The following is a 15351-nucleotide window of genomic DNA, read 5'->3' on the forward strand; positions in this document are numbered from 1 at the left end:
CTCATATCAGCTGAATGATACCATTCTTGGGCTCCATCGCTTCCCCGGTCCGCAGGAGCATCTCGATACCCTCGCGCACCTTGTTCCGCGGGAACCCTTTTGCGCTGACGGCATCGATGACCTGATCGATACCGGCGCGCCGCCCTTCTCCCCCGATATCGCGGATGGCATCCTTGATGACCCGGACGATGTCGCGCTTCTCCTTGGAGATGCCGGTGACAACCTTGTCGATATCGAACGTACCGGTCTTTGCATCATATGCGATCTGCCTCAGGCACGCGTCAACAATGTGAATCACCCGCTCCGCATCGCTCGTCTCGATCGTGCTCGAAAGACGGATACGCGCACTCGCCTCGGCAAGCCGGACCAGGGCTTCGAGCTGCCGGGCGGTAACAGGGACGGGTTTATTGGGTTCCGCTATCCCCCTGAGTTTCATGTAATAGGCAACCAGTGCATCACGGGCCTCAGGCGAGAGCAGCGGGAAACACGAACGTTTTGAGTAGGCTACGTATTTCCGGAACAGCCCCGGTTCGATATCCGGCATGACCGGCTTGAGCTGCTGCAGGATGTACTCGTCCGTAACTCCGGGAATGGGGGTCTTCTTGTGCTGGGCAATCAGTTCCCCGGTACTGTGTGCCTTGAGGATATGCTCGGCGATCGCCATGTCACGCTTCTGCTCAGGCTGGTCGGTCATGATGAAGATCAGGTCGAAGCGGGAGAGGAGCGAGGGGGGCATGTTGATCTGGTCTGAAAGGTCGCCGAACATGTCGAACCGGCCGTATTTGGGATTGGCTGCCCCCAGGAGGGCACACCGTGACTTGAGCGTTGCCGTTATGCCGGCCTTTGCAACGCTGATGGACTGTTGTTCCATGGCTTCGTGGAGGGCGGAGCGGTCGCCCTTCTCCATCTTGTCCATCTCATCAACAGCGGCGACACCCATATCAGCGAGCACGAGGGCACCGGCTTCAAGAGTCCAGCGACCTTCGCCGAACTCGTCTTTCACGGCAGTTGCAGTCAGTCCTGCGGCCGTTGAAGACTGCCCGCTCGTGTAGATAGCCCGGGGAGAGAGCTTGACCACGTACCGGAGCAGCTGGCTCTTTGCGATACCCGGGTCCCCGATGAGGAGGACGTGGATGTCGCCCCGGAGCCTGCTCCCGTCCGGCATCTCTTTTGCGATCCCGCCGAACAGCTGGAGCGCGATTGCCTGCTTCACATCCTCGCTCCCATAGATCGTTGGAGCGACAGAGTGCGTGATCATCCGGTAAATCATCGGGTCTTTACTGAGCCGGTTGATCTCGTCCTCGGCTTTCTCATCAATCTCGACTTCCTCGAACTCCTTTTCGGCAACCTCGATGGAGTTGCATTCAAGAAAGATATCAAAGACCGTGCTCTTCTCGCCCTTGACTACCCGCTGCATGGAGCGCAGGATGCCATTGATGATGATCCGGTCACCGGGGGAGACTATGCCGGAGAGGTCATCGGTGACATCGATGTCCAGTGTCTGCGGCTGCTCCCCCCCGCGGAGGCCTTCCGGCGATTCCTGGATCCGGAGTTTCTGGGAATCCACGAATTTCGAACGCTTGGGCAGCAGTTCGAGTTTCTTGAAGGTGCACCCGTCGGTTGCACAGCCGTCCGGTTCAATGAACTTCCCGTACTTCTGCTGTTTTACCGTGAAGTGGCCGGCCGGGCAGCGAAACACGGCCTCCACAACACGGGGCCGTACTTCCGTTGTCTTTCTGAGGATCCCCTCGACCGAAATGTACCGGTTGATATCATCGGAGCGGATGTTGCGGATTAAGGTCTTTCGCGGCAGGTTGGTAAACCGGATATTGATCTCCCGGGGTTCCTTGCCATCCTTGGTGCGGACGAGCTGGCCGTTCTTTATGGCATCCCAGACATCTTCGAGCACCTTCCCGGGATTCTCGAGAAGCTCGTCCGCCATTGCGATACCCGGTTTACCGAACCGCTCTACATCGCGGTAGTCTATCGAGAGTGATCTCTTGTGGGGGTACTCGCGCGACAACTCCCCGAGTTGTTTTTTGTACTTCGTCTTCAGGAGGCGGGTCCAGTCGCCAGTCCTGTCACCTTCGTGGAGATCCGGTTGTTTCTCCATATCCTGCTCCTGTTACCCCTCAGTGCCCTGCCTGGGAGGAGAGCACGAACCGTGCAACCAGTGCTTCCATCTGGATATCGCTGTTTGCGCCTTCCGAAAGCCGGAAGTCTGATTCCCCGAGATGGTCAATGAGTCTCACTTTCAGTTCCCGGGGCATCTCGCGTTTCAGGAGGGCACGGTACATCTGGTTGATCAGTTCGTTTGGTGCAATACCGCGCTCATGGAGGAGCTGGGCAAGGAGCGATTCTGCGCCGTCGAAATCTCCCGTTAATGAGAGACTGAGCAGTTCGTCGATCTCTTCGGGACGGGCCGTTGACGTGATGGAATAGACCCGTTTCTCGTCAATAGCCGGGTTGATGATCGCTGCTCCCTGCAATGCGTTAATGGCCTTTCTCATATCCCCCTGTGCGATATAGACGATCGCATCCATCGCCCCGTCGGTGATTGTCAGCCCCTCGCGGCTCGCGATACGGCGCACCTCTTCCCGCACCGCTTCCGGCCCGAGCGGTTTGAAACGATAGATTGCACACCGGCTCTGGATGGGATCGATGATCTTTGAGGAGTAATTGCAGGAAAGGATGAACCTGCAGGTCTGGGCATAACTCTCCATCGTGCGGCGGAGGGCAGCCTGGGCATCGGTGGTCAGGGCATCGGCCTCGTCAAGAAAGAGGATCTTGAATGTGGCCTCTCCAAGTGGTGTGGTGCGGGCGAACTGCTTGATCTGGTTCCTTACCACATCGATTCCCCGCTCATCCGATGCATTCAGTTCGCGGAAGTTCATCTGCCACGAGTCACGGAAAAATTCCCGTGCCAGCGTTACTGCAGCAGTGGTCTTTCCCACGCCCGCGCTGCCCGTGAAGAGGAGGTGGGGGAGGTTCCCGCTCCGGACGTAGGAGGACAGTCTCTCGACAATCTCGTCCTGTCCTACGATATCGGCAAGTTTCTGCGGGCGGTATTTCTCTATCCAGATCGTGTGGGACTCATCCATATTCGATCATCTTTGCGGGAAAATTGTTCTTGTAACTGATCACTATTTTGTTGGCGTTCCTTGAAAATCATTGTACAGGTATCTGGAACAGCGTGCTGTGAGTACTGAATGTCATAACGTTTATCATAAGGGTTTTGAAATTACTTTCCATGCAAATAAAATATATTTTCTGCGCCCTTATTGTCATTTTCCTGGTCTGTTCTCCCGCAGCAGCCAGTACAAAAAAGATCGCAAGCGGCGCACCGGTCTTCATTGGAGAAACCGATCTCGATATCAGTTCGGCAATACGTGACTGCAAGGTGATTGCCTGGTGGGCGGATGAAGCCGATATGTCTGGCCCGGCTACGAAGAATATCACGATCAAACGGGTCAATGACGTAATCCTTCCGGTCAACCACTTCAATATCAGCCCGGATCTTTTTAGTGGCTATCCCGGCAACTGGTATTGCGAAGACAAGAAGCCCACGTTCGTTGTCCTCAATGTTCATGAACCGGCAATCTCCATCCGGGTCTGGGACCTTGACAGGAACGAAGACATTTCCGGGAAGGCCGTCCCCGTCACGACAAATATCACGTATCGCATTGACACGAACCTTCACCAGGCCCTGTCGTATGCAAACCGGACCGAGCTCACTCCTGCCGACGGTTTTATGACTGTTACCCTGACCAACCCGGTCGGGAAAGACATGAAAAATATCTATACCGGCAGTGTCGGATCTTCCAGCACCCAGATCCTCATATTCGATGGAACGCCATTTATGACAAGTCCGACCTACTATGGCAGAAACCTGGAAGCATGGAACCGGCTCTCGCGTGACACAACAGGTGGTTATCTCTATCCGACCGGTACCTACACCTTCACGGTTGTCCAGAACCTCGGTGGCATGAAGGACTCGTATATCAGTGCAGATACGCAGAGTGGTAGGACCACTTCATCGGCCAGCGTCACCTTCCTTCCCCTTGAGTCTCCTGCAACGCAAACGACCACTGTGCCCTCAGAAACTCCTGTCACCACATCTCCTGAAACAATCCCCCCGACAACTGCTGTGACAAAACAGGCAGTTACCCTTCCGGTAACTACCATTGAGGAACCGCCGGCAAAAGTCACCTATTCCCCCCTTACGGCCTGGGCAGGTATTCTTGGTCTTGCAGGTGCCGGGGCCCTTCTTGCGCAACGCAGGGATTGATGAGCGAATATTCTCCCTTTTTTCCCATCCTGACCAGGTTATTAATGATCGCGCACAACTACACTACAGGAGTGTTTCCATGCATCTCAGAACAGGACTCATCGTCATAGTTATGACCCTTATGATTGTCACCCCGGCACTCGCGGCTGATGATATCCCTGCTGAAGAAAATCCCTGGTACTGGTATAATCAGGCCGTAGACCTGGCAAATGCCGGCCAGTTCTCTGCCGCCCTTGTTGCAAACGAGAAGGCGCTCTCCTTAAACGAGAGCATGCCCCTTGCATGGGCAAACGAAGCAGGCATCCTTGTACAGCTGGGCCGGTACGAAGAAGCGATTGTCGCAGCGGATCGCGTTGTCTCGGTCAATGCAACCGATCTTCCCAATGCCTATGCTGCGGCGTATTACAGTAAAGGGGATGCGCTCCGTGCACTGGGCCGGACGAGCGAGGCAGCGGATGCCTATGCACGGGCATACAGCCTGGACTCCGGTCTTGTTCCTCCTGTGACGGTTCCCGGTCAGACTTCTGTGCCGGCAACCCCGTCTCCAGCGAAAAGTCCCCTGCATCCCGGTATCATTGTATGTTCGGTCCTGGTAGCCCTCGTCTGTTGCAAGGCTCGTTTCATGCAGTAGATGCTCCCTTTTTTCGCGCAATGATAATTCCTGATACCTGCACCGCCCTTGTCACGGGCTATATCTTGAATAGTTATTCTGGACCATAGTAGTACGGATCATGGAAGGTGCAGCCAGGGTATTTGCCGGGGAGTTTTCCCGGTCAACGCTCGTTGAACCCCCGGGAGACAGCGGTGCTCCGGGAGGGGTCGTTACACCGACCGGTGCCTGCTGCCGGCAGGTATTTTTTGCCGGGGTTTTAACGGAAGCCGATGAATCCGGAGACATGGCACGCTGCCGTGTGGCAGATCCTACCGGGGCCTTCGATCTCATCTCCTGGAGAAAAGGAGCGCTGAAGGATGCCATCACTGCGATCCCGATACCTTCCTTTGTGACGGTAACCGGTCTTGCCCAGATGAACCAGACCAGAAGGCCCGGTTCCCCCACCATACGCCCGGACCAGATACTGCCCATTGACCGGGCTACCCGCGACCAGATCTATCTCTCAACTGCGGAATACACGCTTCACCGCATCGGGCAGATGCACCGCGCGATTACTGGCGGTTGTTCCGATGAAACACTGAGAAGAGCAATGCAGCATTATGCCACCACCTCAAAGGATCTTCACGAACTGGTGCAGATGGTGGAGCGCGTCGTTGAGGGCATACGTCCGCCGGAGGCGGCTCCCGCAACAGTCGCAGCAGACGTCATGGCTGATGTGCGGGAACTGGTCGGGAATGCTCCCGGTCCGCAGGGCATTGCAGTTGAAGAAGTGATTGCAGTGCTGGCCGGGAAGGGAATCAGTAAGGAAGCAGTGCTCGCGTCACTCGAATCACTCATTGTGGATGACGAGTGCTACCAGCCCCGGAAAGGGTACGTCAGGCTCTTATGAAACTGGAATTCCTCCGCAGCGGCCCGGCGCTTGTCATCGAGAACGAAGAGCGCCTGCTGGTTGTGTCCGATCTGCATTTTGGGATCGAGTCCGACCTTGCAGCCCACGGCCTCCATTTCGCCAGCCGGAGTGCAGAACGCCTGGAGCGGCTGATGCGGGTCATCGATTTCACCGACCCGGACCGGCTTGTTCTCCTGGGGGATATCAAGCATAGCATTCCTTCCCTGACCCGGCAGGAATACCATGAACTGCCGGGGATTATGGAAACCGTGCGCTCACGGGCTCCCCTGATCATCTTTCCCGGCAATCATGATACCGGCATCGAGCGGTTTGCCCGTGAATCTGAAATCTGTCCCCGGGAGGGGATGCTGATTAACGGGATCGGCTTTCTCCACGGGCATATGTATCCTGCACCCGATCTGTATGGCCATCTCATCGTTGTCGGGCACCACCACCCGCTCCTGGCCCTCCGTGATGAGATCGGGTGTGCCCTGCAGGAACCAGCCTATATCCGGGCCGGGCTGATGGCCGGCAAGGGTGACATCTCTGTTCCCGAAGACCGGGCTTTACAGACCCGGCTTCTTTTCATGCCGGCCTTCAACGAGCTTGCCGGCTATGATATCTCCCGGATAGTCAGAGATCCCTTTTCCCCGCTGTCACGGTGCATGGACGCCGGGAGCGCTGAGATCATCCTTGCCGATGGGACATACATCGGCCCCTTCAGTGCACTGGTGCAGGATGAAGACGATTGAACGGCTGGATCCGCGGGTCCGTTCTTGTATCCGGAAACGCGGCTTTACCTCCCTATCCGATGCACAGAAACAGGCGATACCGCTCATTCTTGATGGGAAGAACATCGTCCTCATTGCACCCACCGGGACCGGTAAGACCGAGAGCGCGATGTTCCCGGTCTTTGACGGCCTCATCACCCTCCCAGCCGGCGGGGGATTCAAGGCTATCTACATCACGCCCCTGCGCTCCCTGAACCGCGATATCCTCTCCCGCATGCAGTGGTGGTGCGGTGAGCTTGGCCTTACCGTGGGTGTGAGGCATGGCGACACGCCGATGGCCGAACGGAGGAAACAGGCACTCTCGCCTCCGGATCTGCTGATAACAACCCCGGAAACCTTCCAGGCGCTCTTCATGGGAAAACGGCTCCGGCAGCACCTTGCCCATGTCCGGTATGTCATCATCGATGAGATCCACGAGCTTGCCGGGAGCAAGCGTGGTGCGCAGCTTGCAGTCGGGCTCGAGCGGCTCCACGTGTACGCCGGGGAATTCCAGCGAATTGGCCTGTCGGCAACCGTGGGAAATCCCGGGGAGATCGCAGGATTCCTCTGTGGGGACCGGCCCTGTTCTGTTGTGCAGGTGCCGGTAGCCAAACAGCTGGACCTTTCGGTGCAGTTTGTTGGCGACGATTTCCGTCACCAGATCGAAGTGCTGAAAAAATACTTACAGCGCGAGGGATCGACTCTTGTCTTCGTTAATACACGGGTCACCGCGGAAGCGCTCGGGCACGCCCTCTTCGGCCACGGGAATGTTGAGGTGCACCATGGTTCGCTCTCCAAGGAAGTACGGATCGATGCAGAAGAGCGTTTCAAGAAAGGGGAGATCCGTACCCTCATCTGCACCTCATCCATGGAGCTCGGGATCGATATCGGCCGCGTTGACCATGTCATCCAATTCGGCTCGCCCCGTGAGGTTGCCCGCCTGGTCCAGCGCGTGGGCCGGGCCGGGCACCAGCTGAATACCATATCGCGCGGCACCATCCTTGCAACAGGATTTGACGACCTGCTGGAATCCCTTGTCATTGCCCGGAAGGCGGGCGCAAACGAGATCGAACCGGTGGTACTGCCGCGGCATGCAGCAGATGTTCTCGCAAACCAGGTTGCGGCGATTGCGGTCGAATACGGGGAGATCGAGCGTTCGCGGATCCGCGAGATCTGCGAGCGGACGATCCTGTTCCCTGACTGTGACGAACTTCTGGAAAAGGTCTGCCACCAGATGGAGGACCACCGTCTCATCCGGATTGACGGGAGCCGGATCATCACTACTGCGCGGGCACGACGGTACCTTGCCGGGAATCTCTCAATGATCCATGATGAGCGTAAGGTACCCATCTTCGACATCGTCTCCCGGCGCACGGTTGGGACCCTGGACGAATCGTTTGTTGTCGGCTGGGTGCACACCGGGGTTGTTTTCATCACCAAGGGACAGCTCTGGCGCGTCCTTGAGATTGCCGACGGGAAACTGACCGTAGAACCTGCAAAGAAGGCAATCGGGGAGCTCCCCTCATGGGAAGGCGAGCAGATCCCGGTCCCGCACTCCGTTGCACAGGAAGCAGGCGGCATCCGGAGGACCCGGTTGCTTGCGGAATACCGAACGGAACCTGACGGGCTCGCCTTTGCCTCCGCATTCTTCCGGGAAATGGACAAAAACAGGTCACTTGTCCCGACAGACGAATTGATCACGCTGGAGAATACCGAAGACGGGGTGGTCTGCAATGTCTGTGCCGGTCACAAGGCAAACGAGGCGCTCGGGCGAGTCCTCTCGATCCTGCTCTCTGCCCGGCATGGTACAACGGTCGGGCTCGAACTGGACGCGTACCGGATGCTCCTGCGTCTCCCCTCATCCATCCGCGCGGCAGATGTCCGTGACCTCCTGCTCTCCCTGGACCCGGCTACAATGCCCGGTGTCCTCCGTCTTGCCCTGAAGCGAACCGCACTCTTCAAGTGGAAGCTGGTCCAGATTGCAAAGAAGTTCGGGGCCATTGATCCCGATGCCGACTATGAGAAGATCAGCATCCAGCGTCTTCTCGACTTCTTTGATAATACGGTTGTCCAGCAGGAAGCCTATCGCGAGCTGCTCTCCGAGTACATGGATATCGACACCGCAGCAGCGATCGTGACCCTTGTTCGGAACGGGAAGATCAACGTCGCCCTCGGGCCACATTCCCTTATCGGGGCGGGGGGGCTCCTCTCATCCCGTGACCAGATCCCCCCGCCCACGGCTGACAGTGCCGTGCTTGCCACGCTCAAACGCCGGCTCAGTCAGGACGATGTAATCCTTGCCTGCATGAACTGCCGGGACTGGAAGAGCCGGACGGTAGTCTCCCGCGTTGACGAGCATCCACAATGCCCGAAGTGCGGTGCCCGGCTGGTTGCGGCCCTGAAACCCTATGAGGAGGAGCAATACGCCGTAGTAAAAAAGCAGCGGAAGAATGTCGAAGAACGCGCGACAACACAGCGGCTCCTGAGAAATGCCAACATCGTTCTTTCGAGCGGGAAAAAAGCAGTCATCGCACTCTCTGCCCGGGGCGTTGGGCCGGAGGTTGCCTCGCGGATCCTCGGAACGCTGGCAGATGGGGATGCCTTCTACCGCGAAATCCTCAAAGCGGAACGCGTTTTTGTCCAGACCCACCGGTACTGGGCCTGACGCGGTAATCACAAATACGGGGAAAAAAAGGGGATATTACATTATGCTCTCGAGTTTCTGCTCGAGGAAGTCGAGGCCCTTTTTGATGTCCTCGAGGTTCTTTCCGCCCGTGAGAATGATCTTTCCTGAAGAGAAGAGGAGCGCAACGATCTTGGGCTCCTTGATGCGGTACACGAGGCCCGGGAACTGTTCGGGCTCATACTCGATGTTCTCCAGGTTTAAGGTGATGACCACTTTATTGAGGTTGATATATTTCCCGATATCATAGGAACAGACAATATTGGTGATTGCGACCTTGGGCTCCTTGAAGGTGTCGACACCGGCAGCCTTGAGGGACTTGATGATGATGCCAAGGCCGTCGGTGAGTGCCTTCTTGTCGCGGATACCGGTCAGCACGACTTTGCCTGAAGAGAATATCAGGGATGCGATCTTCGGGTCTTCGATCCGGTAGACTGCTCCCGGGAACCGCTTGGTATTGAGCTCGCAGCTCTTGATCTTGCCGGAGACTTCTGTAAGATTGATAGAATCGGCAATTACGCCGGAAGCTACGATATTCTCGATTTTCAATGACGCGTACTTTTTGTCAGCCATCCACTATACTATGCTGTGCTCTGAATCATAATACTAATGGAGAACCTTTATGTCCTCTCACCAGCAGGATGTTCCGACGGTTTTTGCCGTGCCGGAAGATTCTTTTCATCCCCCCGGTCGTCCGTTTCTTCGGTGTTGTAACAGGCAGTATCCGATAGTGTCCTGCCAGCCTGCCCCTGAATCCAAAAAGGCAGATTGAAAAAGAACCGGATAAAACATTCTTCCCGATCCTATGAAAAAGACCGTTCATGGCACAGATAGTTACGACCGGATGTGCGAACGCTTCGCCATCGATGTGCCGGAATACTATAACTTCGGATTTGATGTGATCGATGCGTGGGCGAAGAAGGACCGGAACAAACTTGCGATGATCTGGGTGAACCAGCAGGGAGAGGAGAAGAAATACAGTTTTCTCGATTTGAAGAACCTCGCCAACAAGGCTGCAAACATCCTGCTCAAGTATGGCATCAACAAAGGAGACAGGGTACTCCTGATGCTTCCACGGATTCCCGAATGGTGGATCTTCGCCATCGCGCTGATCAAGCTGGGTGCCGTCTTTGCTCCCTGTCCCACCATGCTCACCGCCCGCGACATCAAGTACCGGGTGAACAAGGGAAAGTTCCGTATGATCATAACGGATCTCGAGAATGCATCAAAAGTTGAAGAGATCTGCAACGAGTGCCCGACCCTGACCTCCCGGATGATTGCAGATGGGGAACTTGCGGGATGGGCAAGTTTCCCCTACGAGCTGCTTTACCCGGCACCGGTCTCCCACCGGTCCGTGAGCATCCCGGATGATCTCAAGACAAAGAGCACCGACCCGATGCTCATCTACTTCACCTCCGGTACCACTGGTGAACCCAAGATGGTTCTCCACAACCACGGGTACCCGCTGGGACATATCGTGACTGCCCGGCTCTGGCAGGATGTGAAGCATAATGACCTGCATTTCACGGTCTCCGATACCGGGTGGGCCAAGTGTGCATGGGGCAAGATCTTCGGCCAGTGGATCGAAGGCGCCTGCATCTTTGTGTATAACTTTTCCGGAAAGTTCCAGGCAACCGAGGTTCTTCCCCTGCTGGAGAAGTACCAGGTCACCACATTCTGTTGTCCCCCGACAATTTACCGGATGCTCATTCTTGCCGACCTGGAAAAGTTCGATCTCTCTTCGCTCCGTCACTGCACCAGCGCAGGTGAACCGCTTAACCCGGAAGTGATCCGGGTCTGGAAAGAAGGAACAGGCCTGACCATCTGCGAAGGGTACGGCCAGACCGAGACCTGCTGCTGTGTTGCCGCGTTCCCGACTATCGAGCCCCGTCCCGGCTCCATGGGTAAACCTTCTCCCGGGTGGAAGATCGAGGTGCATGACGATGACGGCAAGGCACTGGGAAACCACGAGGAAGGCAGGCTCGCCATCAGCTGCAAGCCCCGCCCACCGGGCCTCTTTGTTGAATACCTTGACAACCCCGATGAGAACAAGAAGTCGTTTGTCAACACCTGGTATTACACTGGTGATAAAGTATATCGCGATGATGACGGGTACTTCTGGTTTGTCGGGCGTGATGATGACGTGATCAAGAGTTCTGGATACCGTATCGGTCCGTTTGAGGTCGAGAGTGCGCTGCTGGAGCATCCGGCCGTGCGGGAGGCTGCCGTTGTCGGGTCTCCGGATCGTATCCGGGGGCTTATTGTCAAGGCATTTGTTGTCTTAAAGAAGGGATACGAACCCTCGGAATCGCTGGTGCGGGAGATCAAGACCTATGTCAAACGCACCACGGCGCCCTACAAGTATCCCCGGCAGATAGAATTTGTCAGCGAACTCCCCAAGACCATCTCGGGCAAGATCAAGCGCAATGAACTCCGTGCGGTAGAACTGAAAAAATACCTTGACAGCAAATAATTTTTTTGTGGTGCAGTAAACATCTCTCTCGTATTCTCTCTTTTTCTATTGGATTCGTTGCGTCTTCCCCCAGGATCTGATGCACATAGTAAAACGAAACATGTAATAAGTGCACCACTAAATGGATCAGTATGGTGCGATATTCCATCACTATGGACGATACCCTTGCTGACACTATTGATGTGTCTGCCAAAAAGCAACGGCTGTCACGATCCGAGTGGATTACCGAAGCGTGCGAGGCTCACCTCTCGACTGCCCCTGGCGCAATAGCGGTAAGCTCCGCTACGCTCCCGTCCACCGGAAAAACCATCTTCCCTGACCAGCATAACATGCCCGATTACGAGACCATGGCAAAGAACTTCCGGATCGATGTCCCTGAATTTTTTAATTTCGGCTTCGATGTCATCGATGCCTGGGCACAGAAAGACCGGAACAAGCTTGCGATGATCTGGGTGAACCAGAAAGGCGAGGAGAAGAAATTCACGTTCTGGGATCTGATGCGCCTCTCGAACCAGATCGCGAATATGTTCATCAAGTACGGTGTGAACAAGGGAGACCGCGTCCTGATCATGCTCCCCCGGATCCCGGAATGGTGGACCGCCACCATCGCCCTGATCAAACGCGGTGCTGTCTATTGCCCGGCGCCCACGATGCTGACGGCAAAAGACCTGAAATACCGGATCAATATCGCCGAGATCAAGATGGTCATCACCGACATCGAACATGCCGATACGATCGATGCCATCATGAAAGACTGCCCGTCGCTTACCTGCCGCATGCTGATCGATGGGAAACGTGACGGGTGGATCAGCTATCCGGTGGAGCTCGATTACCCAGCCCCGGTTTCGGCAAAACTCGTCACCCTTCCGGGAATGAAAAAGACCAAAAGCACCGATCCTCTCGTCATCTTCTTCACCTCCGGCACCACGGGTGAACCAAAGATGGTGGTCCACGACCACAGTTACCCGCTCGGGCATATTGTCACGGCACGGTTCTGGCATGACCTCCGCTCGACCGATCTCCACCTGACCCTTTCCGATACGGGATGGGCCAAGAGTGCCTGGGGCAAGTTCTATGGCCAGTGGATCGAGGGTTCGGCCATCTTTGTCTACGACATCCGGGGCAGGTTCAATGCAACCGAGATCCTGCCGCTCATGGAGAAATACGGCATCACAACATTCTGTGTTCCGCCAACGATCTACCGGATGCTGATCCTCGCGGACCTCGACAAGTTTGACTTCACCGAGCTCCGGCACTGTGTCAGTGCCGGCGAACCTCTCAATCCCGAGGTCATCAAGGCATGGAAGGATGCAACCGGCCTGACCATCTACGAAGGCTACGGACAAACCGAAACGATCCTGTGCGTTGGTACGTTCCCGGGCATGCAGCCGAAGTACGGCTCGATGGGGCGTCCCTCTCCCGGGTGGGAGATTGAGCTCCATGATGATCACGGGAAGCCGGTCCCGCTCCATGAAGAAGGCAAGATTGCGATCCGCTGCAATCCCCGCCCCGTGGGGATGTTCCGCGAGTACCTGAACAATCCCGAGGAGAACAAGAGGTCCTTTATCGGCGACTGGTATTACACCGGGGATAAGGCGTACAAGGATGAAGACGGGTACCTCTGGTTCATCGGCAGGGACGACGATGTGATAAAGGCTTCCGGCTACCGTATCGGGCCGTTCGAGGTCGAGAGTGCCTTGATCGAACATCCGGCTGTCCAGGAAGCCGCAGTCGTCGGGTCCCCGGATGACATCCGTGGCCTGATAGTCAAGGCTTTCATCATCTTAAAGCCGGGATTCACCCCGTCCGAAGGGCTCATCCGCGAGATCCAGAACCATGTCAAGAAAGTGACCGCACCGTACAAGTACCCGCGGGCAATCGAGTTTGTCGAATCGCTCCCCAAGACAATCTCCGGCAAGATCCGCAGGAACGAACTCCGCGACCGAGAGATGAAGAAGTTCCAGAGCGAGATGAACGGACAGAAAAAAGCCTGATTATGTTTTCCCCTACCTTTATTTAATCCGGCGGGTAATCTATACAGGCGCGAGGATCGCCGAGCCAGGTCAAAGGCGCTAGCTTCAGGGCCTTGGACAAGGTTTAGGCGCATTATCGCGGTGCAAAACCTCAAAATCATTACCCATGCGAAGGTAGCCAAGCCAGGTCAACGGCGTCAGGTTCAGGGCCTGATCTCGCAGGAGTTCTTGGGTTCGAATCCCATCCTTCGCATAATTTCGTCGTAAACAAAGTAATCCGCTCGTTTTTCTCCAAACACCTTGATAAAAACTAAAAATCGTCGTTGTGATGTTGCAATAATCTTTAAGTAATAAAAGCATATTTTATATCAATACAGGTTCAGGCGAGCCTGTTTTGAGAGGTGTGCGACATGGCAAAGCCGATAGAGCTTGGACTTATCCTTGATCGGGACGAGTCAATCAGGTTCCAAAAATATATTGATAATCCGACCTATTCAGAAGAAGGTCGCAAGCTGATCAGGGAAGCAGCGGATCTCGCCGAAAGATCGCGTTTCTAAATGAGTGTCAGCCTTGATGATCTCGAGTTCGTAGTTCTGACTGCTGATCATCTTCATTATCTCCCCTCTTTTAAATGTAAAAATGCTGAATTGAAGGGTTATTTGGTGGAGAATGCCTTTCAGGACCAACAAGATCGGACATCTGCAACACGACTTGTTTTTTATCAAGGAAGACTCGTAGGATATTTCACATTGGTTACAGACGTCATCAAGAAGAAGGAACTTGATGACAGAGATGGGGATCCTGGTTTCGAATATAGTACGTATCCCGCCTTGAAAATTGCCCGATTGGCAACCCACCAAGAATTTGAACGGCAAGGAATCGGTCGGGCAATGCTCTTGAAGATTTATTCAATTTGGATCGGACTCACTAAGCATATCGGGTGTAGGATCATTACAGTCGATGCAAAACCCACCGCTGTTGATTTTTACAAACGGTTTGATTTTCATGAAGCTATCATCGATCCAAGAAAATTGAAGGATCGCGAGACTGTTCCGCTGTATATTGACATCCATAAGGAACTTGAGAGACTCAGGACAGGCGCACCATTAAGCGATTACGACGAGGCCCGTTCACCATGAGAGAGTGCTACAGAAACACATGGTGTGGCTCTCTTGATGGAAAGTATATTGGGTGTTGCATATAGACTGTGATTCATGGCTGCTGGAAAAAAAGTTTTAAAAATAAAACCGGGAGAATATGGGGAGCACCAGATAGAAAAGGTCGATAAATTGCTTAGAAATGGATATTCGGTTATCGTTATTGAGGAGGATCCAAACGGTAACGAGATTAACCGGTCTGAGTTCTCACCGTAGTGCTGCCGTCACACCCTATGCTTGGACCTGCTGACCCTCGCCATCTGATAACACTGATCCCCGCGTTTCTTCCACTCTTCGCAGGCCTCGAGCCGGCAGGGTTTCAGAGAGGTATCCATATCCCCGTGCATTTCGATCATTTTGGAAATCGTGTTGTGCTTCATACACCAGCGGGAGGCGATCTCGTCCATGCGATCAGGGTCCGACCCTGGGGATATGCCCTCAGGCTATGAGCGGTGAGAAAGTGAATGATTTGTGACACTCTTTTTTGTTACCGAATATTCGGCAA

General features: G+C 55.0%; 14 protein-coding genes and 1 tRNA gene. 11 read left to right on the top strand and 4 right to left on the bottom strand.

What is annotated here, in order from left to right; genetic code table 11:
* Position 1 precedes the first annotated feature (1 nt).
* Positions 2-2113 (bottom strand): minichromosome maintenance protein MCM, encoded by a 2112-nt coding sequence (locus tag METFOR_RS06695; protein ID WP_015285354.1) that lies wholly within the window; start codon positions 2111-2113, stop codon positions 2-4.
* Between the two features lie 19 nt (positions 2114-2132).
* Positions 2133-3101 carry a replication factor C small subunit gene (locus tag METFOR_RS06700; RefSeq protein WP_015285355.1) on the bottom strand — a complete coding sequence of 323 codons (969 nt, stop codon included), beginning with the start codon at positions 3099-3101 and terminating at the stop codon, positions 2133-2135.
* 149 nt (positions 3102-3250) lie between these two features.
* On the opposite strand from METFOR_RS06700, the gene METFOR_RS06705 reads away from it, so the two are divergent.
* The 5 genes from METFOR_RS06705 (at position 3251) to METFOR_RS06725 (ending at position 9225) form a co-directional block, all read left to right on the top strand.
* Positions 3251-4288, top strand: coding sequence for a DUF3821 domain-containing protein (locus METFOR_RS06705; RefSeq protein WP_015285356.1), 1038 nt, complete (start codon positions 3251-3253; stop codon positions 4286-4288).
* Between the two features lie 79 nt (positions 4289-4367).
* Positions 4368-4919 (top strand): tetratricopeptide repeat protein, encoded by a 552-nt coding sequence (locus tag METFOR_RS06710; protein ID WP_015285357.1) that lies wholly within the window; start codon positions 4368-4370, stop codon positions 4917-4919.
* Positions 4920-5019: 100 nt separating this feature from the next.
* A complete protein-coding gene (locus tag METFOR_RS14505; RefSeq protein WP_015285358.1) occupies positions 5020-5790 on the top strand; it encodes a hypothetical protein in 771 nt (256 codons plus the stop codon).
* On the top strand, positions 5787-6542 hold the full coding sequence (locus METFOR_RS06720; RefSeq protein ID WP_015285359.1) for a metallophosphoesterase: 756 nt from the start codon (positions 5787-5789) through the stop codon (positions 6540-6542). Before METFOR_RS14505 ends, METFOR_RS06720 begins: the two co-directional genes overlap by 4 nt.
* Positions 6529-9225 (top strand): DEAD/DEAH box helicase, encoded by a 2697-nt coding sequence (locus METFOR_RS06725; protein WP_015285360.1) that lies wholly within the window; start codon positions 6529-6531, stop codon positions 9223-9225. Before METFOR_RS06720 ends, METFOR_RS06725 begins: the two co-directional genes overlap by 14 nt.
* A 36-nt stretch (positions 9226-9261) precedes the next feature.
* On the opposite strand, the gene METFOR_RS06730 is transcribed toward METFOR_RS06725, so the two are convergent.
* Positions 9262-9816 (bottom strand): TATA-box-binding protein, encoded by a 555-nt coding sequence (locus METFOR_RS06730; RefSeq protein ID WP_015285361.1) that lies wholly within the window; start codon positions 9814-9816, stop codon positions 9262-9264.
* A gap of 232 nt (positions 9817-10048) precedes the next feature.
* On the opposite strand from METFOR_RS06730, the gene METFOR_RS06735 reads away from it, so the two are divergent.
* The 6 genes from METFOR_RS06735 to METFOR_RS15545 all read left to right on the top strand — a co-directional run bounded on the left by METFOR_RS06735 (position 10049) and on the right by METFOR_RS15545 (position 15062).
* Positions 10049-11716, top strand: coding sequence for an AMP-binding protein (locus METFOR_RS06735; RefSeq protein ID WP_015285362.1), 1668 nt, complete (start codon positions 10049-10051; stop codon positions 11714-11716).
* Between the two features lie 131 nt (positions 11717-11847).
* Positions 11848-13710 (top strand): AMP-binding protein, encoded by a 1863-nt coding sequence (locus METFOR_RS06740; RefSeq protein WP_015285363.1) that lies wholly within the window; start codon positions 11848-11850, stop codon positions 13708-13710.
* A gap of 147 nt (positions 13711-13857) precedes the next feature.
* Positions 13858-13942: transfer RNA gene (locus tag METFOR_RS06745), tRNA-Leu, on the top strand.
* 157 nt (positions 13943-14099) lie between these two features.
* A complete protein-coding gene (locus tag METFOR_RS15800; RefSeq protein WP_015285364.1) occupies positions 14100-14246 on the top strand; it encodes a hypothetical protein in 147 nt (48 codons plus the stop codon).
* Entirely contained in the window at positions 14247-14828 is a 582-nt protein-coding gene (locus METFOR_RS06750; protein WP_015285365.1) for a GNAT family N-acetyltransferase, read from the top strand.
* A 75-nt stretch (positions 14829-14903) separates the two neighbouring features.
* Positions 14904-15062 (top strand): hypothetical protein, encoded by a 159-nt coding sequence (locus METFOR_RS15545; protein ID WP_158491357.1) that lies wholly within the window; start codon positions 14904-14906, stop codon positions 15060-15062.
* An 8-nt stretch (positions 15063-15070) separates the two neighbouring features.
* Here the strand turns inward: METFOR_RS15545 and METFOR_RS06755 are convergent, their stop codons facing one another.
* A complete protein-coding gene (locus METFOR_RS06755) occupies positions 15071-15253 on the bottom strand; it encodes a hypothetical protein (RefSeq protein ID WP_015285366.1) in 183 nt (60 codons plus the stop codon).
* Positions 15254-15351 lie beyond the last annotated feature (98 nt).

The organism is Methanoregula formicica SMSP (assembly GCF_000327485.1).
Lineage (GTDB): Archaea > Halobacteriota > Methanomicrobia > Methanomicrobiales > Methanospirillaceae > Methanoregula > Methanoregula formicica.

Excerpts from the sequence above, each read along its gene's own strand:
- METFOR_RS06730 (WP_015285361.1), bottom strand. The coding sequence starts at position 9,816 with ATGGCTGACAAAAAGTACGCGTCATTGAAAATCGAGAATATCGTAGCT.
- METFOR_RS06695 (WP_015285354.1), bottom strand. The coding sequence starts at position 2,113 with ATGGAGAAACAACCGGATCTCCACGAAGGTGACAGGACTGGCGACTGG.
- METFOR_RS15545 (WP_158491357.1), top strand. The coding sequence starts at position 14,904 with ATGGCTGCTGGAAAAAAAGTTTTAAAAATAAAACCGGGAGAATATGGG.
- METFOR_RS14505 (WP_015285358.1), top strand. The coding sequence starts at position 5,020 with ATGGAAGGTGCAGCCAGGGTATTTGCCGGGGAGTTTTCCCGGTCAACG.
- METFOR_RS06700 (WP_015285355.1), bottom strand. The coding sequence starts at position 3,101 with ATGGATGAGTCCCACACGATCTGGATAGAGAAATACCGCCCGCAGAAA.
- METFOR_RS06735 (WP_015285362.1), top strand. The coding sequence starts at position 10,049 with ATGAAAAAGACCGTTCATGGCACAGATAGTTACGACCGGATGTGCGAA.
- METFOR_RS06725 (WP_015285360.1), top strand. The coding sequence starts at position 6,529 with ATGAAGACGATTGAACGGCTGGATCCGCGGGTCCGTTCTTGTATCCGG.
- METFOR_RS06750 (WP_015285365.1), top strand. The coding sequence starts at position 14,247 with ATGAGTGTCAGCCTTGATGATCTCGAGTTCGTAGTTCTGACTGCTGAT.
- METFOR_RS06710 (WP_015285357.1), top strand. The coding sequence starts at position 4,368 with ATGCATCTCAGAACAGGACTCATCGTCATAGTTATGACCCTTATGATT.
- METFOR_RS06720 (WP_015285359.1), top strand. The coding sequence starts at position 5,787 with ATGAAACTGGAATTCCTCCGCAGCGGCCCGGCGCTTGTCATCGAGAAC.
- METFOR_RS06705 (WP_015285356.1), top strand. The coding sequence starts at position 3,251 with ATGCAAATAAAATATATTTTCTGCGCCCTTATTGTCATTTTCCTGGTC.
- METFOR_RS06740 (WP_015285363.1), top strand. The coding sequence starts at position 11,848 with ATGGTGCGATATTCCATCACTATGGACGATACCCTTGCTGACACTATT.
- METFOR_RS06755 (WP_015285366.1), bottom strand. The coding sequence starts at position 15,253 with ATGGACGAGATCGCCTCCCGCTGGTGTATGAAGCACAACACGATTTCC.
- METFOR_RS15800 (WP_015285364.1), top strand. The coding sequence starts at position 14,100 with ATGGCAAAGCCGATAGAGCTTGGACTTATCCTTGATCGGGACGAGTCA.